The sequence below is a fragment of the Selenobaculum gibii genome, assembly GCF_030273445.1.
In the GTDB taxonomy this organism is placed as follows: Bacteria; Bacillota; Negativicutes; order ICN-92133; family ICN-92133; genus Selenobaculum; species Selenobaculum gibii.
The window spans coordinates 964,734-989,031 of record NZ_CP120678.1 but is presented as its reverse complement, the minus strand read 5'-3'; the positions used below and the strand labels follow the sequence as shown (position 1 = coordinate 989,031).

Annotated in this window: 28 protein-coding genes; all 28 read right to left on the bottom strand. The window is 35.7% G+C overall.

Features of this window, described 5'->3' with window-relative positions; genetic code table 11:
- The 28 genes from flhF to hslU all read right to left on the bottom strand — a co-directional run bounded on the left by flhF (position 1) and on the right by hslU (position 24,293).
- Positions 1 to 1,176, bottom strand: a complete 1,176-nt coding sequence (gene flhF, locus P3F81_RS04650; protein ID WP_147668048.1) for a flagellar biosynthesis GTPase FlhF — start codon at positions 1,174 to 1,176, stop codon at positions 1 to 3.
- On the bottom strand, positions 1,177 to 3,246 hold the full coding sequence (gene flhA / locus P3F81_RS04645; RefSeq protein ID WP_147668046.1) for a flagellar biosynthesis protein FlhA: 2,070 nt from the start codon (positions 3,244 to 3,246) through the stop codon (positions 1,177 to 1,179).
- A 26-nt stretch (positions 3,247 to 3,272) separates the two neighbouring features.
- A complete protein-coding gene (gene flhB, locus P3F81_RS04640) occupies positions 3,273 to 4,424 on the bottom strand; it encodes a flagellar biosynthesis protein FlhB (protein WP_147668044.1) in 1,152 nt (383 codons plus the stop codon).
- Positions 4,378 to 5,163 carry a flagellar biosynthetic protein FliR gene (gene fliR, locus P3F81_RS04635; RefSeq protein ID WP_147668042.1) on the bottom strand — a complete coding sequence of 262 codons (786 nt, stop codon included), beginning with the start codon at positions 5,161 to 5,163 and terminating at the stop codon, positions 4,378 to 4,380. The genes flhB and fliR overlap by 47 nt, the downstream gene beginning before the upstream one ends.
- Before the next feature lie 16 nt (positions 5,164 to 5,179).
- Entirely contained in the window at positions 5,180 to 5,449 is a 270-nt protein-coding gene (fliQ, locus tag P3F81_RS04630; RefSeq protein WP_147668040.1) for a flagellar biosynthesis protein FliQ, read from the bottom strand.
- A 14-nt stretch (positions 5,450 to 5,463) separates the two neighbouring features.
- Positions 5,464 to 6,180 (bottom strand): flagellar type III secretion system pore protein FliP, encoded by a 717-nt coding sequence (fliP, locus tag P3F81_RS04625; RefSeq protein ID WP_147668251.1) that lies wholly within the window; start codon positions 6,178 to 6,180, stop codon positions 5,464 to 5,466.
- A 65-nt stretch (positions 6,181 to 6,245) separates the two neighbouring features.
- Complete coding sequence (gene fliO / locus P3F81_RS04620) at positions 6,246 to 6,785, bottom strand: flagellar biosynthetic protein FliO (RefSeq protein WP_147668038.1); 540 nt, start codon at positions 6,783 to 6,785, stop codon at positions 6,246 to 6,248.
- Between the two features lie 5 nt (positions 6,786 to 6,790).
- Positions 6,791 to 7,153: a response regulator gene (locus P3F81_RS04615; protein ID WP_147668036.1), complete on the bottom strand. Its 363-nt coding sequence runs from the start codon at positions 7,151 to 7,153 to the stop codon at positions 6,791 to 6,793.
- A 41-nt stretch (positions 7,154 to 7,194) separates the two neighbouring features.
- The gene (gene fliY / locus P3F81_RS04610) at positions 7,195 to 8,424 is read right to left on the bottom strand and encodes a flagellar motor switch phosphatase FliY (protein ID WP_147668034.1); all 1,230 of its coding nucleotides are present in this window, start codon (positions 8,422 to 8,424) and stop codon (positions 7,195 to 7,197) included.
- Entirely contained in the window at positions 8,417 to 9,421 is a 1,005-nt protein-coding gene (gene fliM / locus P3F81_RS04605) for a flagellar motor switch protein FliM (RefSeq protein WP_147668032.1), read from the bottom strand. Before fliM ends, fliY begins: the two co-directional genes overlap by 8 nt.
- A 47-nt stretch (positions 9,422 to 9,468) precedes the next feature.
- Positions 9,469 to 9,954 carry a flagellar basal body-associated FliL family protein gene (locus P3F81_RS04600; protein ID WP_309320700.1) on the bottom strand — a complete coding sequence of 162 codons (486 nt, stop codon included), beginning with the start codon at positions 9,952 to 9,954 and terminating at the stop codon, positions 9,469 to 9,471.
- A 162-nt stretch (positions 9,955 to 10,116) separates the two neighbouring features.
- Positions 10,117 to 10,317: a flagellar FlbD family protein gene (locus tag P3F81_RS04595; protein ID WP_147668030.1), complete on the bottom strand. Its 201-nt coding sequence runs from the start codon at positions 10,315 to 10,317 to the stop codon at positions 10,117 to 10,119.
- Positions 10,318 to 10,369: 52 nt separating this feature from the next.
- Entirely contained in the window at positions 10,370 to 11,764 is a 1,395-nt protein-coding gene (locus P3F81_RS04590; protein ID WP_147668028.1) for a flagellar hook protein FlgE, read from the bottom strand.
- A 79-nt stretch (positions 11,765 to 11,843) separates the two neighbouring features.
- Entirely contained in the window at positions 11,844 to 12,230 is a 387-nt protein-coding gene (locus P3F81_RS04585; RefSeq protein ID WP_147668026.1) for a TIGR02530 family flagellar biosynthesis protein, read from the bottom strand.
- Positions 12,231 to 12,245: 15 nt separating this feature from the next.
- Positions 12,246 to 12,740, bottom strand: coding sequence for a flagellar hook capping FlgD N-terminal domain-containing protein (locus tag P3F81_RS04580; protein WP_147668024.1), 495 nt, complete (start codon positions 12,738 to 12,740; stop codon positions 12,246 to 12,248).
- 15 nt (positions 12,741 to 12,755) lie between these two features.
- Positions 12,756 to 14,111 (bottom strand): flagellar hook-length control protein FliK, encoded by a 1,356-nt coding sequence (locus tag P3F81_RS04575; RefSeq protein WP_147668022.1) that lies wholly within the window; start codon positions 14,109 to 14,111, stop codon positions 12,756 to 12,758.
- A 28-nt stretch (positions 14,112 to 14,139) separates the two neighbouring features.
- Complete coding sequence (locus P3F81_RS04570; RefSeq protein ID WP_147668020.1) at positions 14,140 to 14,775, bottom strand: MotE family protein; 636 nt, start codon at positions 14,773 to 14,775, stop codon at positions 14,140 to 14,142.
- 37 nt (positions 14,776 to 14,812) lie between these two features.
- Positions 14,813 to 15,331 carry a lytic transglycosylase domain-containing protein gene (locus tag P3F81_RS04565; RefSeq protein ID WP_147668018.1) on the bottom strand — a complete coding sequence of 173 codons (519 nt, stop codon included), beginning with the start codon at positions 15,329 to 15,331 and terminating at the stop codon, positions 14,813 to 14,815.
- 4 nt (positions 15,332 to 15,335) lie between these two features.
- Complete coding sequence (fliJ, locus tag P3F81_RS04560) at positions 15,336 to 15,782, bottom strand: flagellar export protein FliJ (protein ID WP_147668016.1); 447 nt, start codon at positions 15,780 to 15,782, stop codon at positions 15,336 to 15,338.
- An 18-nt stretch (positions 15,783 to 15,800) separates the two neighbouring features.
- Positions 15,801 to 17,117, bottom strand: coding sequence for a flagellar protein export ATPase FliI (fliI, locus tag P3F81_RS04555; RefSeq protein ID WP_147668014.1), 1,317 nt, complete (start codon positions 17,115 to 17,117; stop codon positions 15,801 to 15,803).
- Complete coding sequence (locus tag P3F81_RS04550; RefSeq protein ID WP_309320784.1) at positions 17,117 to 17,902, bottom strand: FliH/SctL family protein; 786 nt, start codon at positions 17,900 to 17,902, stop codon at positions 17,117 to 17,119. The genes fliI and P3F81_RS04550 overlap by 1 nt, the downstream gene beginning before the upstream one ends.
- 1 nt (position 17,903) lies before the next feature.
- Complete coding sequence (gene fliG, locus P3F81_RS04545; protein ID WP_147668248.1) at positions 17,904 to 18,917, bottom strand: flagellar motor switch protein FliG; 1,014 nt, start codon at positions 18,915 to 18,917, stop codon at positions 17,904 to 17,906.
- A 22-nt stretch (positions 18,918 to 18,939) separates the two neighbouring features.
- The gene (fliF, locus tag P3F81_RS04540) at positions 18,940 to 20,511 is read right to left on the bottom strand and encodes a flagellar basal-body MS-ring/collar protein FliF (RefSeq protein ID WP_147668010.1); all 1,572 of its coding nucleotides are present in this window, start codon (positions 20,509 to 20,511) and stop codon (positions 18,940 to 18,942) included.
- A gap of 43 nt (positions 20,512 to 20,554) precedes the next feature.
- Positions 20,555 to 20,854, bottom strand: a complete 300-nt coding sequence (gene fliE / locus P3F81_RS04535; protein WP_147668008.1) for a flagellar hook-basal body complex protein FliE — start codon at positions 20,852 to 20,854, stop codon at positions 20,555 to 20,557.
- 19 nt (positions 20,855 to 20,873) lie between these two features.
- Positions 20,874 to 21,314 carry a flagellar basal body rod protein FlgC gene (gene flgC, locus P3F81_RS04530; protein WP_147668006.1) on the bottom strand — a complete coding sequence of 147 codons (441 nt, stop codon included), beginning with the start codon at positions 21,312 to 21,314 and terminating at the stop codon, positions 20,874 to 20,876.
- A 44-nt stretch (positions 21,315 to 21,358) separates the two neighbouring features.
- Positions 21,359 to 21,772 carry a flagellar basal body rod protein FlgB gene (gene flgB, locus P3F81_RS04525; RefSeq protein ID WP_147668004.1) on the bottom strand — a complete coding sequence of 138 codons (414 nt, stop codon included), beginning with the start codon at positions 21,770 to 21,772 and terminating at the stop codon, positions 21,359 to 21,361.
- A gap of 242 nt (positions 21,773 to 22,014) precedes the next feature.
- On the bottom strand, positions 22,015 to 22,791 hold the full coding sequence (gene codY / locus P3F81_RS04520) for a GTP-sensing pleiotropic transcriptional regulator CodY (RefSeq protein WP_147668002.1): 777 nt from the start codon (positions 22,789 to 22,791) through the stop codon (positions 22,015 to 22,017).
- Positions 22,792 to 22,907: 116 nt separating this feature from the next.
- Entirely contained in the window at positions 22,908 to 24,293 is a 1,386-nt protein-coding gene (gene hslU, locus P3F81_RS04515; RefSeq protein ID WP_147668000.1) for an ATP-dependent protease ATPase subunit HslU, read from the bottom strand.
- Positions 24,294 to 24,298: the final 5 nt, after the last annotated feature.

Below are 24,298 nucleotides of genomic sequence, written 5' to 3'. Positions count from 1 at the left end.
CTATTCTTTCAATACTAATTCTGCTAGTTTATGGGGATCAGCAATAATAATATCATCAGGAACACTCTGACCTGTTGTTAAATAAGATAAGTGCATTGGAAATTCATGCAAAACACTAATAACAGTACCAATTCCACTAGTCTCATCTACTTTTGTGAATAAAACTCGGTCCGGAGAGCATTGAGAAAATTGCTTTATAATATCCACAGCATCTTTGTATTTTGTGGTTGAACTAAGTACGAGATGTTTTTCGATATCTTCTGATGCTGTTAAAAGACTTCTCAACTCATCTAACTGTTCGCTATTATACTGACTTCTTCCTGCTGTATCAATTAAAACAAGTTGCTTATCCATATGTTTTGTTATTGCCGTCTGAAGTTCTAAGGCCGAATATACAATTTCTAGAGGTACCCCAATAATATCGGAGTATGTCTTCAATTGCTCTACCGCTGAAATTCTATATGTATCAGCGGTAATTAAGGCTACACTACATCCCTTTTCTAAGACGAAACTCGCTGCAATTTTCGCAATCGTCGTTGTTTTTCCAACTCCAGTTGCCCCAATTAACGCAACAATTTTTGTCTTCTCAGTTCCCTCTTTAATTTGAATCGTTGGCTCAAACTTTTTTGAAAAATAATCTGCTAATAGAGGTAAGTAATCTTTTCCTTCTGCATCATATTTTTGAATCGCGTTTACAATAGATGTAGCCACTTTAGGGTTTACATCATTTTCGACCAAAATGTCGAATAAAGATTCTTTATTGAAATTATTCTGCAAATTATCATCTATCACCTGCTGTGATTTTGTATTTTTCTCGCTTTTTTCCAATGTTTTTTCATCTAGTTTTATATTTTTTAAAGACTCTTGCGCTTTATAAGCATTAATTGAAGTTTGATTTGGAATATAAATGTTATTATCTGTTTTTTCATTTTGAAGAACAATTTTTTCCTTCTTAATTGGTTCTCTACTTTCATTTCCAGCTGTTTTAGATTTTGCTACTTCTTGAACATCTTCAATTGCCGCCATAATTTCTACAACTTCTTTCGCAAAAAAACCTAAAAATCCACCTTTTTTTACTTTTCGAGTATGTAAAATTACAGCCTCCGCGCCTAATTCATTTTTCACTTGGCTCATCGCATCTTGAACAGTCATCGCTGTAAAAGCTTTTATTCGCATCTATATCTTCACCACCCCTAGAACTTGTATCTCAACACTTTGTTCTATTTCTGCATGTGATAAAACGATTAATCCGGGTATTGATCGCTCAATTAATTTTCGAAAATATAACCTCACTGCTGGACTCGTAAGTACAATTGGTTGATATCCTAAATTCGTCAATTTTGGCAATTCAATATTTAAACTATCTAATAATCTTTTCATTTGCTCAGGTTCTAACGATACATAAGACCCATGCTCAGTCCGCTGTACTGCAGATGAAATAATATTTTCAGTTTCCGGATTGACTGTAACACAAGGTAAAATATTATTCTGGACATTTTGGCTACTAATTTGTCTAGAAAGAGCATGCCTTACATATTCCGTTAAAATTTCTGGATCTTTCGTCAATCTAGCATAATCTGCTAAAACCTCCAAAATTGTAACCATGTCACGAATGGATATACGCTCACGCAATAAATTTGCTAAAACTTTTTGAATCTCACCAATAGATAGTAGATTTGGCACTAATTCTTCCACTACGCTCGCATTATTATCTTTAATACTATCAACTAAATTCTGTGTTTCTTGTCTACCTAAAATTTCAGAAGCATGTGCTTTTATTACTTCTGTAATATGTGTAGCTAAAACCGAAACAGCATCGACTACAGTGTATCCGTTTAACTCAGCTTGTTCTCTATCAGATTCAGGAATCCAGATTGCTGGTAATCCAAAGGCAGGTTCAACTGTGTCAATTCCCGACATTTCTTCAAAAACCGTTCCAGAATTCATAGCTAGGTAATGATCTAGCAATAGTTCACCCCTTGCAATTTCAATGCCTTTTAATTTTACAATATAGGCATTGGGTTTAATTTGAATGTTGTCACGGATACGAATTGTCGGTACAACCAGGCCCATTTCCAGCGCACATTGTCGCCTAATCATGACAATCCGCTCTAATAAATCTCCACCTTGACCAGTATCAACCAACGGAATCAAGCTATAACCAATTTCCAGTTCCATTGGATCCACTTGCAGTAAAGATATAATATTCTCTGGTTTTCTGATTTCTTCTTTTTCCTTTTCTTCTTGCTGCACTTGCGTTTTTTCCGTCGTCGTTTTTACAGCTTTATGTAGATTATAGCCAATCAAACCTAATGCAATAGATAATGTCATAAATGGAAGTCCTGGTAAACCTGGAACAATTGCCAAAAGCATTAATACTCCTGATACAATAAAAAATACTCTTGAATTACTAAATAACTGATTACTAATATCATGCCCTAAGTCGGAATCAGAAGCAGCTCTTGTTACAACGATACCTGTAGCTGTAGAAATAAGAAGTGCAGGAATTTGATTTACCAAACCTTCGCCTACCGTTAACAATGTGTATGTTTGTAATGCATGAACAACATCAAGATTACGCTGTACCATTCCAATGATAAATCCACCAATAATATTGATAATAATAATGATAATTGCAGCAATAGCATCTCCCTTAACAAACTTACTTGCACCATCCATTGCTCCATAAAAATCTGCTTCTTTTTGAATTTTTTCCCGCCTGCGGCTTGCTTCCGCATCAGAAATTGCCCCCGTGTTCAAATCCGCATCAATACTCATTTGCTTGCCTGGCATAGCATCTAACGTAAAACGAGCCGCAACTTCAGCAACACGTTCGGAACCTTTAGTAATAACAATAAATTGAATGATAATTAAAATAACAAAGATAATAAATCCAATAACAGCATTACCACCAACAACGAAATTACCGAAGGATAAAATAACCTCTCCAGCATATCCCTCCAACAAAATTAACCGAGTTGAAGAAACATTTAGTGCTAATCGGAACAATGTTGTAATTAACAATAGTGAAGGAAATACTGAGAAATCTAATGGTTCGACATTATATACAGCTACCATAACAATAACCAAGGCCATGGTTATATTCAAGCATAATAATAAATCCAACAAAATAGTTGGAAGCGGAATAATCATCATAATAACTATCGTAATAATAGCTAGAGCAATAATAATGTCACTATATTTTTTTAAAAACCCTATCGTAGATAGCGATGTTTGACTAGCCAAATTTTTTCGCTCCCCATAAAATTATCTTATGACAATTTTTTCTTTAATCTATAAACATAAGCCAATACTTCAGCAACTGATTTATATAACTCTTCCGGCACTACATCCCCTACCTCTGTAGTTGCATATAATGCTCTGGCAAGAGGCTTATTTTCAACAATAACAACTTTTGCCTCACGGGCAATATCTTTTATGCGTTTTGCAATTAAATCCTGCCCTTTTGCAACGATGACTGGAGCCATCATTCCTTGTTCATATTTTAATGCAACAGCAAAATGGGTCGGATTGGTAATAATAACATCTGCTTTAGGTACTTCTTGCATCATTCTCTGCATCGCAATCGCTCGCTGCTTTTGCTTGATTTTCCCTTTAATCTTCGGGTCTCCTTCTTGTTGCTTAAATTCATCTTTGACTTCTTGCTTACTCATTTTTAAGCTTTTTTTATGTTGCCATTTTTGATACAAAAAGTCTAAAATAGCCAAAATAACAAGTACAAGACCTATTTTTAATACTAAAGCAAAAATCAAGGATGCAACAACCACCATAGATTCATTCAAACTAGCATAAATTAGCTTAGGCAGATGACCTATTTCTTCTTCTAAAAATCCCCATAAAAAATAACCAACAATAAAAATTTTCAAAACGGATTTTACTAACTCCACCAGAGAACGTAAAGAAAACATTCTTTTTGCGCCACTAATAGGATCTAATTTTTCTAATTTTGGCATAATTGGTTCTGTAGTAAAATTAAGTCCAACTTGATACAAATTCGCCGCTACAGCAAAAACTAGAATCGTCATCATAATTGGCAATGCTGTCTTTGCTAAAAGAACGACCATTCCTAAAAAAATACTCATTACTTTTTCTATCGTTAATACATCTTGCATATTAGAAAAATTAAAGACCATGTATTGAGATATTTGCTCAAAAATAAAAGTACCTAGAACCTTTAAAGCTACAAATGCAACTAAAATAATAACTGCTGAATTAATTTCCTGACTCTTACCGACCTGACCTTTTTTTCTTGCATCTGATTTGCGTTTAGAAGTAGGATCTTCTGTCTTTTCCCCATTAAAAAGCTGTAAATCAAAAATAAAGTCCTTTTGATCTAACAAATTTTTCTTCGAGGGTCTAACTGATAAATCGTAAAACAACATATATGTTTCCAAACATCTCATTAAACAGCACATCCAAAAATATGATATAAAACGGTAAAGCAAAAGATAATACAAAAAGACCGACAAAAATCTTAGCCGGTATACCTACAACGAAAATATTCATTTGCGGCATCGTTCTCGCTAAAATTCCTAATCCTACATCAGTTAAAATAATAGCTACTAGAATAGGTATACTAATCTTAATTGCTATTACAAAGACTGCCCATATCATGTCAACAATTAAAGTTACTATTTCTGGCTTAATATGAGCCCCCATTACAGGAATTAAATGAAAACTATCAAATAGCGAACTCAGTAACATGTGATGACTATTGGAAACTAAAAATACAATAGTTGCTAAATTATATTTAAAACTACCAACAATCGGAACTTGCTGCCCTGATGTTGGATCTAACACGTTAACTACCCCAAAACCAATTTGCATATCTAAAAGCTGCCCCGCCATATGAATGGCTGAAAAAGCTAACGATGCAACAAATCCAATGATCCATCCTACAAATAATTCTGAAAATATAACCAATGTATAAATAATCAAATTTTGTGGTAGTACAATAGACTGTGATTCTTGCGAAAGTACAGGAAAAAGAACTAAGGATATTGCCAAAGCACAACCAACACGAATTGCCATTGGGATATTTCGGCTCCCTAAGAAAGGAGACATAATAAAAATCCCACTGATTCGCGTTAAAACCAATAAAAATATTCCCATCTGATTTTGTATTATTTCAAAAATATCCAAAAAGCTCTCCTACCTATCAGCCGATAAATCCTGGTAAATTAATAAATAAGTTTTGTATATACGAAATCATCATCCGAAGCATCCAAGGTCCAAAAATCAGAATTGATACGAAAACTGCAATAATTTTGGGAATAAAGGCTAATGTTTGTTCTTGAATCTGCGTTGTAGCTTGAAAAATACTTACCATAATACCAACCATTAATCCTAAGCCAAGCATTGGTGCTGATATAATCATAACCATCATTAGGGCTTCTTGCCCCAGTTGAATTACTAAATCATTTGACATTGTTCACCCAGCTCCTATTTAAAACTAACAATTAGCGATTTAATCAACAAATGCCATCCATCTACCATAACAAACAACAATATTTTAAATGGCAACGAAATCATAACTGGCGGTAACATCATCATCCCCATTGACATAAGTGTACTTGCCACAATCATATCAATAACAATGAACGGAATATAAATCATGAAACCAATCTGGAAAGCTGTCTTTAATTCACTAATAACAAATGCAGGTATTAATGTAAAAGTAGACACATCATCTTGTGATTCTGGTCGTGGTGATTGTGACAAATTCACAAACAAAGCCAAATCAGATTCTCTCGTCTGCTTAAACATAAATTCCCGCATCGGTTTTACCACTTCCGTCAAAGCTTGCTCTTGTGTAATGGTTCCCGCTAGATAAGGTTGCAAACCACTCTGATTTGCTGCATCAATATATGGTGACATAATAAAAAAGGTTAAAAACATTGATAAAGCAATTACAACCTGATTAGGTGGCATATTTTGCGTGCTTAATGCATTACGCAAAAAAGATAAAACTACAACGATTCGAATAAAAGAGGTTGTCATAATTAAAATAGAGGGTGCGATAGATAGGATAGTTAATAAAGCTAAAACCTGTAGGCTAGTTGCTACCTCCTGTGGATTATTAGCCGACTCAACACCAATATTAATATTAGGAATTAAAGGCGCAGCCATAGCAACATCTATTGGCACAATTAAAAACATAAAAAATATGCCAATAATTAAAAAATTTATATTCTGGCGTTTAATCACAAATTTTACCCCTTCTCTTACTTATGATCCTTCTTTTTTAGCATAGCAGGAATTCGCCTTGACAATTCCTCTAAAGAAATGAGTTGTTTTTCAAAAATATGATTAAAATCACTTTGCCCTTTTAATTCCTCAGCTTGGGCACGTAATTTAACAATTTCCATTTCGTCAGTAATCTCTTTTAATAAAGTAATATTATGATCTGAAACTCCAATAAGCATTACTTTACCAGCCATTTCAACGATACATAAAGATTTATTTGCGCCAAGTGGCAAGCTTTCTAAAACTCTACTTGATTTAGAAAGCCCCACTCCCCCTAGCTTCTGTCCTATTAACTTAGAAACAAAATAAGCCATTCCGGCAACAAATAAAAAGACCACTAATAAGCTAAATAAATAGGCAATTGTCGACACCCATGAAGATTGTGACGATTGCGTCGTTGGCTCTTCATATGTTAAATAGCCGCTTTGCATAGTCTCTGCATACCCAATCGTATGCACAAATGTTAACAACATGACTGCTACTAAAAGCCAAACTATTTTATATGTTTTTTTCTTCATCGGATTTAACCTACGGCTTTACGAACAGCTTCTAAAACACGATCAGGTTGGAACGGTTTTACAATAAAATCTCTTGCCCCAGCCTGAATTGCTTCTATTACCATTGCTTGTTGCCCCATTGCGCTACACATGATAACTTTTGCATTTGGGTCAATTTTTTTGATTTCTTTAACTGCACTAATCCCATCCATTTCAGGCATTGTAATATCCATAGTAGTTAAGTCCGGTTTCAATTCTTGATATTTTTCTAAAGCTTTTAACCCATTTTCAGCTTCTCCAACAATCTCATAACCATTTTTTGATAAAATATCCTTAACCATCATTCTCATAAAAGCCGCATCATCAACAACTAAAACTCTAATCGCCATATTTTAATCTCTCCTTAATTATCATTCTCGTACACTAAACTTTATTGCAAATTTCTCATACGCTCCATGCTACTTACAATATCAGTAACACGAACACCAAAATTTTCATCTATAACTACAACTTCTCCCTTAGCTAACAACTTACCATTAACTAAAATATCGACAGGCTCCCCAGCCAATCTATCTAATTCAATAACCGAGCCTGTAGATAATTCTAAAACATCTTTTATTAACTTCTTAGTTCTTCCTAATTCAACAGTAACCTGAAGAGGCACATCCAAGATCAAGCCAATATTACCATCATTTATAGGTACAGCTGATTGTGTTAATGGGGAAAACTGAGCTGGCTGCACAGGAACATTTGGTGAAACTCTAGCTTCCATTGGTGCCGCAGCATACATTGGCTGTTGTGCATAAGCTACTGGCGTTGGTTGTGGTGCAGGCGCCGCAACAGACGGTGCCGCAGCAGCAGCAACAGGTACTGTTTGTGTTGGCGCTGTAGCAGCTGGGGGTTGTGGAGACATTGCTTCAGCAACTGGAGCTGCCGGTGTCTCTTCAGCTTGCATTCCACCAGACATTAAATTATCAACCATCTCTTTCGCAATATTAAGCGGAAGAATTTGCATGATTTCACTATCAATTAATCCTTCAACTTCCATTCTAAATGCGACTTTTACAATTTCTTCGCTCTCATTGACTACCTCACTAATTTTTGTCTCGCTTGCCAAATCTATTAAGTTTACAAGTGGTGGAGAAATATCAATTTTTTTGCTAAACATAGTTGATAGGGACGTAGCAACAGCTCCCATCATTTGGTTCATACATTCTGCAACAGCACTCATATACAATTCATTCAATTCTGTTGGAGGATTCGTTCCTTCTCCCCCCATCATCAAGTCAGCAATAATTAAAGCATCTTGTTCCTGAATTGCTAAAATATTATCACCACTAATGCCTTTGGTATAACCTACTTGAACAATTAAATATGGTAATGGATAATGATTTTTTATTGCCCCTAAAGTATCTACTGAAACTCTTGGCGTAGTAATTGAAACGCGTCGACCTAAAAGTACGGATAATGTCGTAGCCGCACTTCCCATGGAAATATTTCCAATTTCACCTAAAGCATCCTTCTCCATATCTGAAATATCTTCCGTAATGCCCACAGACACACTTTCAGATGTTTCCGGCTCTGGTTGCGATTCTGGTGTACTTCCACCACCATTAAGCAAAGCATCTATTTCTTCTTGTGAAAGAAAACCATCATTCATCCTCATCATCCCCTTCTGTATTTACCCTTGCTATTTGTACAGCAACCTTATTACTTGAGGTGCCTGGTCTACACCAAAACTTAGACTTTCTACCTACAATTACGTTTAATTCATTGCCAACTTTCGCATCTAGCTGTAAAACATCACCTACTGCCAAATCTAAAAACTCTTGAACAGTAATATCAATTTTTCCAAGTTCAACAATAAGCGGCACATACGTTTTTTCAATCTTCCGTTGTAAAACTTTAACCTGTTCAGGATGATCTTCTTTCGCCACTGAGGAAGCTACCCAATAGGTGGTCGTTAATTTTGACATAACTGGCTCCAGTACAAGATAAGGAATACAGATATTCATTAAACCTTCTATATCACCAATTTTCACCTGCAAGGTAATAATAACCACCATATCATTAGGTGGAACAATCTGGGTGAATTGCGGATTGGTTTCAATCGCCTCTAATTTAGGCGTTATTTCAATCACATTATGCCATGCTTCCTTAAAGCTCTCCAAAGCTTTATTAAATACTCTACGAATAATTACTTCTTCAATATCAGTCAAAGCCCTTATTTTTGACAAACTTTCGCCTAAACCACCAAAAAGACGATCTATAATAACGAAAGCAATATTAGGATTCATTTCAAAAATAATGTTTCCCTTTAAAGGTTCCATGTTTAATACCCCAATAACACTTGGGTTAGATAAAGACCTTACAAATTCCTCATATGTCAACTGATCAACGGAAGCAACATTTACGTTAACGATAGCTCTAAGATGTGTAGATAAATATGTATTCAATAAACGTGCAAAGTTTTCATGTAACATATATAAAGTTCTAATTTGGTCTTTTGAAAATTTATCAGGTCGTTTAAAATCATATACTTTTATTTTCTTTTGTTTCTCTTCATCTTTTATTTCTTCTGCAGAAACAACACCAGTAGACAAAGCTGATAACAACTGATCAATTTCTGACTGCGATAAGACATCAGACGCGGCCAATGTTCACCCTCCTTTCATTTAAGCTTAAGTGAACATCAGTTATATCATTACTGCAACACAAAGCTGGTAATATAAACCTCATAAACACAATCCTCACCAAGCACTTTATTTGCTTCATTTTTTATTTGTGTTTTTAACTCTTCTTGCTTTAATGGATCAAAATCCTCTATTTTTTGTGACCGTAACAATTGTAAGACGGAATCTAATAATTTAGTTTCTGTAACCGAACTTAGTTTTCCTTCTTCTGCTTTTTCACTTTTCGGTGCACGCATCTCTAAGACAACACCCACTTTAAGAAAACGCCCACTCTTTACACCGCCAACATTAACAATCATTCCATCTTTGTCACCAAGTTTCAAAAATATTCCTGGGTCTCGCTTTTCTATTTTGGTAGCAGAATCAGCCATTACCTTTGTCGCAATAAAGTACGATACAGCTCCAGCTAACAATAATCCTACCACAACCAGCCCTACAACCATAAGCATAGGGAATTTTTTAGCTGGTTGTTCTTTTGTTTTTTCTTCTTCAGCCAATCATCCACACCTCCATGTAAAGGATAAAACATCACTTGATTATTATTTCTTTCATCAAGTAATATACAACTTTTCATAAGTTGTATAACCTTCTGCCCTTTTGTAATTATAATAAAAATGTATCTTTTTTATAGAAAAGATTACATTGGACATTCAATTTTATTAACGAAAATTTCCCCCTAAAGCTCTTCGATAAGTCATAACTCTTCTTACGACCTCTTCCATTTTTTCCTCAACAATTAGTTTCTTGCCATTTGTAAGCGTAATTACAGTATCCGGCGTTTGTTCTATCATTTCAATAATTTCCGCATTTAAAATTATTTCACCTTCACCGTCAGAATTAAAACGTGTTACTTTAATCACAATACCTTCCCCTTTTTATAGGAAAGGGGAAAATCCCCTTTCCATATTTAAATTATCGTTTTAAGTTTGCTAAAGTTTCAAGCATTTCATCAGAAACTGTAATAATCTTCGAATTTGCCTGGAAACCACGTTGTGTAATAATCATACTACTAAATTCTTCTGATAAATCAACATTAGACATTTCCAGATTACTTGGAGTAATCGTCCCTGCACCACCATTGCCGGATGTAGAAATCTGAACAACACCAGAGTTGTTGGATTCTGCAAAAGTATTAGAGCCAAGTTTAGTTAAGCCCGCAGGATTATTGAATGTAGCGATTGCTACCTGTGCAAGGCTTTTTGTTAAGCCATTACTAAATTTCCCCGTAATAACTCCTGATGAATCGATACTTACGCTCTCTAAATCACCCGCCGGATATCCATCTCTACTCGTTACTGTAGCTGTCGATTCTCCGGAGTACTGTGTCATTTTTGAAAAATCCGGTGTTACTGTCATTGCATTTGCTTGTGTAGGTTGAAAAGTCATCGGAGTTCCAGAAACAGATTTAAAAGTACCGTCCGTATTAAATTCTATGTCATAGACTCCTCCTGTAATTGCAAACCCAGTATCAGTTTGATATGGCGTTGCAGATCCCGGAGTATATTGCCACTTATTCTCGCCAGTTTTTGTGAAAACCCCTGTAATTTTATGTTCCACACCTTCACTATCATAAACAGTAACTGGTGCAATTACTTTGGTTGGAGGAGTCGTTGTTTTAGTTTCTGTTGTCTTATTCGTTCCATCATAAGTTATTGTCGTTACAATAACCGTTCCATCTGTCAGGGTGTTTGTAGTGGTCGTTGGCCCTGAAGCAGGTGTAGTATCAGCTACAGTATCTGTAGTAGTTGTCGTTTGACTCGCTTTACCTTCAGCAGATAAATTTTTCGTATACCCTATACTTTGGGTAGCTTGTGCTGCCATTGTCTGTCCTTTTGGAATTGTAATACCAGTTACATCGCCACCCGCATTAATCTTTCCACTTGCATCAGCCATCCAGCCTTGCACTAGCAAACCACTACCTGGTACCGTATAATTACCATCCGAATCAAATTCAAATGCACCCGAACGCGTATAAATTTTATTTGCACCATCACCCAAAATGAAGAATCCATTTCCCGAAAGTGCAAGATCTGTATTTTTCCCTGTCGATTGCAATGAACCGTCACCAAAATTTGTATCTACTGACGCCATTCCCATACCAAGACCAATTTGTTTAGGGTTTGTTCCCCCTTTATTTCCTTGTGCGGATGCCGCACCAGCGATATTTTGACTTAAAATATCTTGGAAAGTTACACGGCTTCCTTTAAAGCCCGTAGTATTTACATTGGCAATATTATTACCAATAACATCCATTCGCGTCTGATGATTTTTTAAGCCAGACACACCGGAAAATAATGAACGCATCATAATAAATCATCCTTCCCTAAGATACTGCAGTGCGACTATATCAATCATTCTATAGTCAAAACTCTCCTAAGGTCCAAGCTTATAAAATCACTGCACTATCAATATTTGTAATTATTTTATCTTCTGCACCATTGCCATCCATGGCTGTAATAACCGTCCGATTTTTCACACTCACAACAAGCGCAATATCATTCATCATGACCAATGATTCTTTTGCACCCTTTTGCGCCGCTTTATCTACAGCTTGGCTCAACTTTTTTAAATCAGATTCACTTAACTGCAAATTTCTGCTTTGCAAACGATCTAAAGCATGTTGTGAAAACTTCAAAGTATCAAGTTTCTCATTCAACAGCTTATCAAAATCATTAATACCTGCACTTTTATGAGTTGTTACATTGTTTCCCTTGAGACGATTATCAATCGGCAAGAGTGGCTGTGCTTGAAAATAAATTTTATTTTCAGCCATTCACTAATCCTCCTCTTACGATTTATCTCCTGTTCCCTCTTCAGTTGGCATTGTACCAATTCCATGAATTTGTGAAATAGAAACTATAATATTACCAACTAAAACATATGGTTGTCCATCCACAATTTTAACTCCTGTAACTGTACCAGTTTGCATTTCTTTTTTGTCATTTTGCCATTCAATTTCTTTGCCAATGAAATTACTTGTTTGACCTACTAATAAAGAAGTGTCCATATTACCTATCAAAGTATTCATTTTTTCTAATGCAGAGTTAACATTTGTCATTTGCTCTAACGAAGAAAATTGTGCTAATTGCGCAATATATTCAGCATTATCTTGTGGGTCCAATGGATCTTGATATTGCATTTGTGTAACTAAAAGTTTTAAAAATGATTCTTTACCAAGCTCTCCACCAGCCTGTGTTGTCGTTGTTTTTTTTATCGTACTATTTACTACTCCATTTGTAGTGTTTAAAGATGTACCATCTGCGATTGTTGTACTATCTGACATATGTATAAACCTCCTTTAAATTCGATAATCTACGCCATCATCTGTAACTTTCGAAATAGGTACATTGACTTTATCAACTTCTTCTTCAAAATCAGCTAAATCAATTTTTTGATTCTTAAACTTTGAGGACTTCTGTTGATTATATTGAGCCTGTTCCCCATTAGACATTAAGTCGCCAAGTCCAGCATACACACTTACATTATCAACTTTAATCCCCTGACTTGCCAGTTCCTGTTTCAGTTGAATTAATGAAGATTCTAACATTGTCCTCACCTGTGCATTCTCACTATGGAACGAAGCACTTACCACACCTTTTTCAACGATAACTTTTAACGTCAAATCTCCAAGATGTTCTGGTTTAAGCTTAATGATCATCTGTGTATCTTCGTTATTTTTTATTAATTTTGCTTTGTCAATAATTTGTGTATGAATATCATAATCAGTTACTGTTTCCTCTGGTTGACTCAAGGCATTCGTTTGTTGAACAACATTAGTATCTATACGGTTATTCATCATAACCGCAAATTGATTAATTGGTGTAGAAGTATCCAGCGTTGTTTGTGGCTCAACATTTTGTAACGGTTGACTAATCTTTTGCTTAGCATTATCAGAAACAAATAAAACATTTAGATTACTTTTTAAATTTTCCTGAGGTTGCTGATTTGACTTAAGTAAATCCACTTTTGTAGGATTTGTATTTTGCAAGTTCTCAACAGCTAACGGAATGACATTCTCACTTACTAATGGCTTACCTACAGTTTCCGATTTATTTACATCTGTTGAATACGCTTGCAAAGAATCTTTCTTACCATCAGTTTTCAACTTAGTCAGTGTTGGATCTATTTGTGGTAGAATAGACTCCACTACCTCTTGAGTTGCTACAGCTGCTTCTATCGGTTGCTGAATAGTGTTACTCACATCGCCTACTTGTTTTTGACTCCACTGTTGCAATTGCATATTTTGCAATTTACTTGCAAAATCATTAGCTAGATTTTGCTCAAGAACATCATTTGGATTTTTCTCAAGAACTTCATTTGATACTTCCAAAGCATTTTCTTTTATCTCAGCAAAATTAATCGAAGTTTCAGTCTGATTATCCACTACTGTCAGTTTCGGATTCACTACTGCTGTTGCCATAGCATTTAATACATCATTTGTTCCTGCCTGAACAGCATTTTCTTCTACAGTCTGATTTTCATTTGTCGCATTAGTTAAAACATCATTAAAATTCTTTCCATCTTTCCCTTTGCTATTGGTAGACACTTTAGAAGTATTTTGATTCGATATTTTTTCAGTAGATATATTCGTTGCTACTTGTCCTTTTACAGGCTCTTTTACTGGAACATTCACCATGTTTAGCATCATATTCATCTTTCTCACCTCCTTTCATTCATAAAAATCATCTTACCTCCGTAACAACCGGAGGTTTTCCATTATACATAATACGCGTTAAATGCGCTCCACGTGCAGTATTAAAAAGCGGTAAAATCTGGACAACCTGATCATCTTCCATTTTCCCCATAATAGCTAATACCATATTATCATCAAGTTGTTCTAGTAATTTAACGGCATCTTCCGGCTTCATCTCATTATAAAGCCTTGCTAGCTTTGAAATACGTTTTTTTTCTTCTGCCTGTCGAAGTTTCATTTGTTTTTCAATCTCTTCTTTTGTTAGGACAACAGCACTGTTAGGGTTCGTCCTACCATTTGCATTATTATTCTTCAACAAGTCTTGTTTTACCTCTGATTTAGCTGCTGGCTTAGACTTTAGTTCAATATTATCACTGTGTTCTTTTTCATCGATATTCTCGGGCTGCTCAAAGTACTGTCCAATCACAGGGTATTTATATAGCTCTAGTTTCTCATTCATTGCATTTACATCAAAAACACGTAAATACACCCCTAAAAAGAACCCCCCTATAATCAAACAAAGAAATAATAAGATAAAAGCTAGAATTTTTATTAAGCGTAAAAAACGATTCGGTTTTTTAGTTGCTTCTGTTGTCTGTTCGTTATTTTTTCGCCAAATCGCCATCTGCTTACCTACTTTCTAAATAATATACAAAATCATCTTAACGATATAAATCTAAAACTTTACTTACATAATTTTGTGTTTCTGTATATGGAGGAACTCCATTATAATTCTTTACAGCTTGTGCACCAGCATTATATGCAGCAACAGCTTTCTTTACATCGCCATCAAAAGTATTTAGGAGTTGTTTTATATACTTAACGCCACCTTCAATATTTTCTTTTGGGTCATAAATATTATTTACCCCTAAGGAAGACGCTGTATCCGGCATTAACTGCATGATCCCGACTGCTCCAACTTCGGAAACTGCTGTAGGAGAATAATTGGACTCAGTTTTTGCTACCGCATCTACTAATTTAGCATCTACTCCATATTTATGAGCAGCCTGACGAATCAAATCTGAAAAATCATTTTCAGATTTCAATGCACCTTCATTGTGGAATTTACTAGCATTGGCCTTTGCGCTATTCATTTTTACTCCAGTATAACTAGCCCCTGAAATACCAAATCTAGTTTCAATTTCTTTTATTCGTTGAAAGACAAGATTTACTCCATTCATCATTTCACCTCATCGCTCGAGCATGTATCTGCAAACCGATTTCATCTAATTCTTTCTGTTCTTCTATCAATTGTTCCGCTTTAAATTCTTCTAAACGTTTTTCTTTTAATTGTTCAATAGTTTTCAATTTATTTAAAGCTTCTTGAAATTCGTCCAACCGTTCTTGTCTTTTTTTTTCTGCTTCATTAATTACATGTTTTTGTTGTTCAATTTGCGTGCGCAAACGGAAAAAATATGTATTATAACTTGTGAGTAATCCAATTGTAATTTTTTGATTTTCTATTTCTTCATACGACTTAAGACCCGCTTCTAGCTCTAACTCAAAAATTTTCAGGCTTTCCTTTTCCTTTATCAAGGCATTTGTCGCTTCTGCAAAAGCAATTTCAGCCCGTTCTTTCTTTATTTGGGCAACTTTTAATACTGCGGTTAAACGAAACTTAAATTTTTTCATTTAGAAAAGCCTCCACAGTTATGAAGATAATTTCAACAAACGTTCAACCGTTTCTTCAAATGTATCCACTTCATACACATCTTGTTGCAAAAACGCTTTTATTTCACCAATGACCCGAATTGCCTTATCAATATTTTCATTACTGCCTGCAACATATGCACCAATATTAATCAAATCTTCAGCCTCTCGATATACAGCCATCGCCGAACGCAACTTTTGTGAGGCTTGATAATGTTTCTTTTCAACAATCTCTAACATTACCCTGCTTACACTATTTAAAATATCAATTGCTGGATAATGATTTTGCGCCGCAATAGCTCTAGATAAAACAATATGCCCATCAAGAATACTTCGAACCGCATCGGCAATAGGTTCATTCATATCATCACCATCGACAAGAACTGTATAAATGCCCGTAATAGAACCTTTGTCATTCGTTCCTGCACGTTCTAACAAACGTGGTAACATTGCAAATACAGATGGAGTGTAACCACGTGTAGCTGGAGGCTCTCCAACTGTCAGCCCAACCTCACGTTGTGCCATTGCAAAACGAGTAACTGAATCCATCATTAAAATTACATTCATGCCCTGATCACGAAAATATTCAGCAATTGCTGTAGCGGTCATCGCACCTTTTATTCTTACCAATGCCGGTTGGTCGGATGTAGCGACAACTACTACCGAACGTTTCAAACCTTCTTCCCCCAAATCACGTTCGATAAATTCTCGTACTTCACGACCACGTTCACCAACTAAAGCAATTACGCTAATGTCTGCCTCGGTATTTCGGGCAATCATTCCAAGCAATGTACTTTTTCCGACACCACTTCCTGCCATAATTCCAATACGCTGCCCACATCCCATTGTAATCACCCCATCAATAGCCCTTACCCCTACAGATAGAGACTTCTGAATTCTCGGTCTTGACAATGGATGTGGCGGCATTGCATTTAACGGATATTCTGTTCCTGTAATCAACGGGCCTTTTCCATCTATAGGATTACCAAGTCCATCAAGAATTCGACCTAGTAACTGCCTGCCGACATTGACCTTGAGCATTTTTTGTGCAGCAATAACTTCACACCCTGGACCAATCCCTTGCATTTCACCAATTGGCATCAATAAAACGCTGCCTTGACGAAAACCAACAACTTCGGCTGGAATCGGCTCAACATCATCTAATCTTGAACATACATAGCAGAGTTCACCAAGGCTAACATTAGGGCCTTGAGACTCTATAACCAAACCAATAACCTGTGTAATCTTCCCATTCAACTTAATGGGTTCACAAGCATCTATTGCATTTATATATTTTGAAAAATCAATTTCCATCATTATATAACATCCTGAACAGCTTTTTTTATTGCATCCAATTGAGTTTCCAATCTTGCATCAACCGTACCATTCTCACTTTCAATTATACACCCACCGTTATCAATAAGCTTATCAGGTATAATTGAAAGTTCAAAATCACTATCAAGCATAGATTCAAAAATCAGCTTAGATTGCAATACGAACTCATAATCATCCATCGAAACCCTAATATTGATTTTTCTCTGGTTTTTAACCTTTTCTAAAGCCTTTTTTATTACTTCAACAACGAGTGTATGATTTTCTGCAAATTTCTCTTTTATAATTTTTTCTGCTACTGCTGTAACAATTGCTAAAATCTCGCGTTCAGCCTTTAATATCGTTTCTTTTTTTTCACATTCCGCTACTTCAATGATGCGCTTTGCTTTTATATTCGCCTCTTCAATAGCTGTTTCCATTTCTTTTTTCACTTGTTCTAAAGCGGTTGCATACCCCTCATCATATCCTAAACGATATCCCTCTTCTTTAGCTGCTGTTTTTAACTCTTCAGCTTCAACCTTTGCTTGGTTGAGAAACCCATCATACTTACTCTGTGCTTCTACTAAAATCTTGCTTGCCTGCGTCTGAGCATCACTTAAACACACTTCTGCTTTTTTTTGTTGTTCTGCCATAAAAACTTCACACGCAGCAGCAAATTTTCTGTCTTCTTCACTTATCACATCATCATTTAACATGGTACTTGAAACTATAATTCGCGGAATATCTACTACTTTTGGATTATCATCTTGTAACACAGCACCTTTTATCACTCTAGACAATCATTTCGTCTCCCTTACCACGTGCTACAACAATTTCACCAGACTCTTCAAGGCGTCTAATTACATTAACAACCTTTTGTTGAGATTCTTCAACATCGCGAATTTTAACAGGTCCCATGTACTCAATTTCTTCACGTAACATATCCGCAGCGCGTTTTGACATATTTTTGTATATTTTTTCGCCAACCTCTGGAGATGTTGCTTTTAATGCAAGTGCCAAATCTTTGGAATCGATTTCGCGTAGTACCATCTGTAGTGAACGATCATCAAGCATAACAATATCTTCAAATACAAACATAAGCCGTTTAATTTCTTCAGCCAATTCTGGATTTTCAACTTCTAAGTTTTCTATAATTGTACGCTCCGTACTCCGATCAACACGATTTAATACTTCTACGATTGATTGAATTCCCCCAGCTGCTGTGAAATCTTGTGATACAAGCGAAGATAATTTTCTTTCTAAAACACGTTCCACATCTCTAAGTACATCTGGAGAGGTACGATCCATTGTTGCAATTCTTTTTGCAACTTCAACTTGTCGTTCCGCTGGCAATCCAGATAAAATCGCTGCGGATTGTTCTGGCTGTAAATACGCCATAATTAGAGCAATCGTTTGCGGATGTTCACTTTGAATAAAGTTCAACAATTGACCTGGATCAGTTTTTCTTGCAAAATCGAAAGGGCGTATTTGCAAGCTGGAAGTTAGGCGGTTTATAATATTGACCGCCTTTTCCGTTCCAAGCGCTTTTTCCAACACTTCTCTTGCATAATCCAAACCACCAGAGGATATATATTCTTTCGCAACTAGCATTTGATAAAACTCACTAATTACTTTATCTTTATCCTCTTGACTCACTTGTCTTTGATTTGCAATTTCTAAAGTAAGTTTTTCTATTTCATCTTCGCGCAAATGCTTAAATAGTTGGGCTGAACATTCGGGCCCCATTGCAATGAAAAATATTGCTGCCTTTTGTTTCGTCGACATCTCTTTACTAGCGCCATACATATCCATTCATCACAACCTCCTTTTATTCATCAGCCAACCAAGTTTTTACGATTTGAGCAACATCCTCTGGACGCGTTCTAATCATATCCTCAATTACTTTACGTTCATTTAATTTTGTTTGTTCTTCTGGACTTAATTCTGGTTCATTATCAATATTCGTATCTATAAACGTAGCTGCTTGTTCTTTCGCAGCCAATGCTTCCATAGCAAGACGTTCTTGCTCTTCTCGTTCCAGACGTTCTTTACGGCGTTTATTAATGAAGTATACCGCGATTGCCCCTAAAATCAATACAAGCAAGCCGATTTGCAACCAGAATATCTGTTGTTCTTTTGCTGCTGCATCCTGTTCAGCGCGAGCCTGTCTATCAAATGCATCTGTACTAAATGGTAAAGCCTCAACAGAAATCATATCGCCTCGTTCCGTATTTAAACCAATTGACGAAGCAACCGCTCTTTGCAAACTTTCCTGTTGCGTTGGTGTTACTTGTTCATCCACTAATACTGCAACAGTCAATCGCTTAATAGACCCAGGAGCTGCTACAACCTTTTCTTTCGTTTCATTTATTTCATAATTTTTCGTTACTTCTTTTTTGGTATAATCAGATTTATTATTTCCATTTGATGTAACATATCCTGGAATATTAGAAGCTGTCCCTGCTGGGCCTCCTGGCGTTTCCGATGAACCACTATAAGTTTCATTTGTTTGTTGCGAACTGCGAATAATTCCTGAATCATCAACAACCGGTTCAAAAACCTGTTTATCCATTGTCCTTTGATCGAAGCTCAATTCTACATTAACTCTGGCAACAGCCTTTCCCTCACCAATTACTTGATCTAACAAAGACTGTACGTCTCTTTGCAATCTTTCTTGAATTTTTTTCGTCATATCTAATTGCGTTAACGTAACATTTCCCACCGATTTTTCATCATCTTCCGGATCATTTAAAACCTTACCCATATTGTCAACAATTGTTACATTTTCCGGTAATAAGCTCTGTACACTATGCGATGCTAAATTAACAATCCCTTTTACCTGCTGTTTTGTCAATTGAGCATTAGGTCTTAATTTAAGCATAATAGAAGCAGTTGCCGGTTTCTCATTCTTTTTATATAAGCTATCTTCCGGAAGTACAATATGTACACGTGCTTTTTCTACTTCCTCCAGTTCTTCAATTGTTCTTGTAAGTTCGCCTTGTAAAGCTTGCAGATAATTTACTTTATTTTGAAATTCGGTTACACCTAATTTGCTATCATCAAAAATTTCAAAGCCTTTTTTTCCTCTTGGAAGCCCTTGCGTTGCAAGTTCTAACCGTGCACTATGAACATCTTTTGCCTGTACTAATATAGAAGTACCACTTGATGTTTCCTGAGGTTCATAAGTAATTTTCATTTCCTTTAGTTTTGCTGCAACTTCACCTGCGTCTTTGGCTTCCATACCGGTAAACAATGGAACCATATCGGGTTTTCCACCCCACCAATAACTCCACCCTAAAATAGCAATCATTAAACATATCGCCGATCCAATAATCGTATAACGTTCTTTTTTACCTAGTTTTCGCCAAACACGCAGAGACTGTTCCTTCCAGTCTGCCATCGTCTCAATCCTTTCGCCTAAACACAGATACTAAAAATTATAATCAAACTTGCATACGCATAACTTCTTGATATGCTTCTACTACCTTATTACGTATCTGCATAGTTAACTGTAAAGCAACTCCTGCTTTTTCACCTGCAATTACAACTTGCGATATATCATTCACTTTTCCAGCCGCTAAATCAATAGATGCATCACGACTTTTTAGTTGTAGATTATTCACTTCATTTAACGACTCCTTAAAAAAGTCTCCGAAGCTTTTCCCCTCTACCTCCGCAGTTTGATTTATATTACTTATCGCACTACTTCTAACTGGCGTTAACTGTAATTTCTCAACTTGCATAAATTGCACACCTACCTTGTTATTTTCCAATATCCAACGCTTTCATCGCCATACTTTTAGCCGTATTTACCGCAGTAACGTTTGCTTCATAGGCCCTTGATGCTGTAATCATATCAACCATTTCATTTACAACATTTACATTTGGCATTTCAACATATCCATCTTTATTCGCATCAGGATGATTTGGGTCATAAATTGTATTTCCCGGCGTATCATCTGAAATAATCCCTACCGCTCGCACACCTTCACCTGACTGTTGCATTTCACCTGACAATGTCTTTGCAAAAGACAGACCTTGTTGATTTCTCGGTTCAAATACGACCAGCTTTCTCTTATATGATCCGCCTTCTGGAGTTCTCGTTGTATTTACATTTGCTAAGTTATTTGAGATAACATCCATTCGTAACCTTTCAGCTGTAAGCCCCGATGCTGCAGCATCAATCGCATCAAACATTCCCATTTTAACCTCTCCTTATCTCAATTCAAAACAAACTTGTCTTTACTCTATTTTTGACCTGAGGCAATTGACTTCATTGTATTGAAGTAACTTCCGATTTGTCTAGCCACAGCATTATAATAAATATTATTTTTTGCAAGTCCAGCCATTTCTTCATCAATGTCAACATTATTTCCATCAGTCCGCATTGTCGTATTATTTATTGTTCTAATTTCAGGAGATACTCCGCCGCTTTTCGATAGAGGCAGATGTTTAGCATTTGTTTTTGTTAACGCTAATTTATTTGTATCTGGTTGCAATTCTTTCGCTAACAACTCTTCGAAATCGACAACACTTTTTTTAAAATGAGGCGTATTTACATTTGCAATATTATTACTTATCACTTTATGTCTTAACTCCGCCGCGCCTAAGGCTCCACTTAAAGAGTTTACCATCGACGACCCAACAATTTGTTCTAACATTTTATCCCTCCATATCATAAAATGAAGCAATCCATTGCAATTCACATATCATATATTTCTACATTATTTTTCATTTCTACGACTATGTTTCTACACTTTTCTATAAAATTCCTTTGAAAAACAATTAAAATATTTATCCAAAAGTAGAAGATAGTCGAATTGTCCTAAGATTGTCCTAAAACTACCAAAATCCCGTGCTGTAAACAGTACGAGATTTTATATTTGGGAATTGCATTTACCTTTCAATTTTTCAATTTTTCAATTTCTTCTAACAAGTACTCATTTAGCACTTTTATATAAGTACCTTTCATTCCCAATGACTTTGATTCAATAACACCGGCACTTTCAAATTTTCGTAAAGCATTGACAATAACTGAACGAGTAATTCCTACTCTATCCGCTATCTTGCTAGCAACTAGAAGTCCTTCATCTCCATCAAGTTCACCTAGAATGTTGATTGCAGCTTCAACTTCCGAATAAGAAAGCGTTGCCAAAGCAATCTGTACTGTGGCCTTTTTTCTTGCTTCACTTTCAATCTTTTGTGTACGGTCTCTAAGCATTTCCATTCCAACAACAGTTGCCCCATACTCAGCTAAAACTAAATCTTCATCTGTAAACTCTTCGTCAAATTTAGCAATGATCAATGTTCCTATTCGTTCACCAACGCCATAAATCGGTACAATTGTAGTGTTTTTCCCATGGAAAATGCATTCAGTGTCTTGACTAAATGCACAAATCCCACTTTTTAATTTCAAATTAGATGAAGTTTCTTCTATATTTAAAAGCCAATTTACATAATGTTTTGGGAACGCACCTTGCATAACAACTTTATCAATCATTAACTCACATTCAAAATCATCAATAAAAGCATGTCCAAAGATTTCTCCAATTTTACTTACAATATATATATTAGCACCGATTACACTACTAAGAACTTTAGATATTTCGCTATATTCTACATTTTCCGATTTTTGTAATAATTTATTAATTTTGCGCGTACGTTCCAATAATGAAGTCACAAAACAGCCTTCCTTTCAAAAAAAAAATATATAATATGGCGCAATCCTACACCATATTATATATATTAACACGATAATTAAAATAATTGTACTAAAATAATAAAATTTCTTTATTATTATAAAATAAAGTGACTTAAGTCTTGATTTACAACAATATGTGATAATTTTGATTGTACATAAGCACGATTTATTTCGATATCTTTTATTTCTAAATCAGGTGCTTCAAAAGCTAAATCTTCTAACAATTTTTCCAAAATCGTATGAAGACGTCTCGCTCCAATATTTTCTGTCTGCTCATTTACATCACATGCAATCTGCGCCAATTCATCAATAGCATCTTCAGTAAATTCAATTTTTACGCCCTCAGTTGCCAATAACGAACGATATTGCTTTAACAATGCATTTGCAGGTTCAGTAAGAATTTGTTTAAAGTTCTCTTTTGACAAGTTCGTTAACTCTACACGAATTGGAAAACGCCCTTGTAATTCGGGGATTAAATCCGAAGGTTTAGATACATGAAACGCACCCGCAGCAATAAAAAGTATATGATCGGTTTTTATTGGTCCATATTTTGTAACCACCGTAGATCCTTCTACGATTGGAAGAATGTCTCTTTGAACTCCTTCACGAGAAACATCCGGGCCTGAAGAATTACTTCTTCCTGCAACTTTATCGATTTCATCTAAAAATATAATACCGCTATCTTCTGCTAATTTTGTCCCCGCAGAAATCACTTCATCCATATCAATAAGCTTCTGTGCTTCTTCTTGAGTAAAAATCTTTCTCGCATTCGCGACTGTGACCTTACGTTTTTTGGGTTTCTTTGGCAGTATATTGCTAATCATATCTTGAATGTTATTTCCCATTTCCTCAATACCAGATCCAGCAAACATCCCAACCATAGGACCACCATTATCTTCCACCGTAATTTCAATCAATTCTTCTTCCATTTCACCAGAGGCTAATCTTTTTCTAAACCAATCTTTTCCCGCTTGATATTGTGGTTTTTCCTCCGCTTCTGCCTCTGGCTGCTCAACCGTTTTTGCACTAAATAAAGCCTCTAATGGATTTCGCATTTCTTTCTTCTGTGTTGGAATAAAATAATCAACAATTCTTTCTTCCGCTAAAGATTTCGCACGATCATTTACTTCTAACATCCTTTCTTGCTTCACCATTCGAATTGCGGTTTCCGCCAAATCGCGAATCATTGATTCAACATCTCGTCCTACATACCCAACTTCTGTGAACTTAGTTGCTTCAACTTTTACAAAAGGAGCATGTACAAGCTTAGCAAGTCTTCTTGCGATTTCTGTTTTACCAACACCAGTTGATCCGATCATTAATATATTTTTAGGAATAATTTCATCTTTCAAATCTTCCGATAATTGTTTGCTACGCCAACGATTTCTAAGTGCAATAGCTACGGATTTCTTCGCCTGTGCTTGACCAATAATATATTTATCTAATTCTTGAACTATTTGTTTAGGTGTTTGCTCGTTCAAAATAC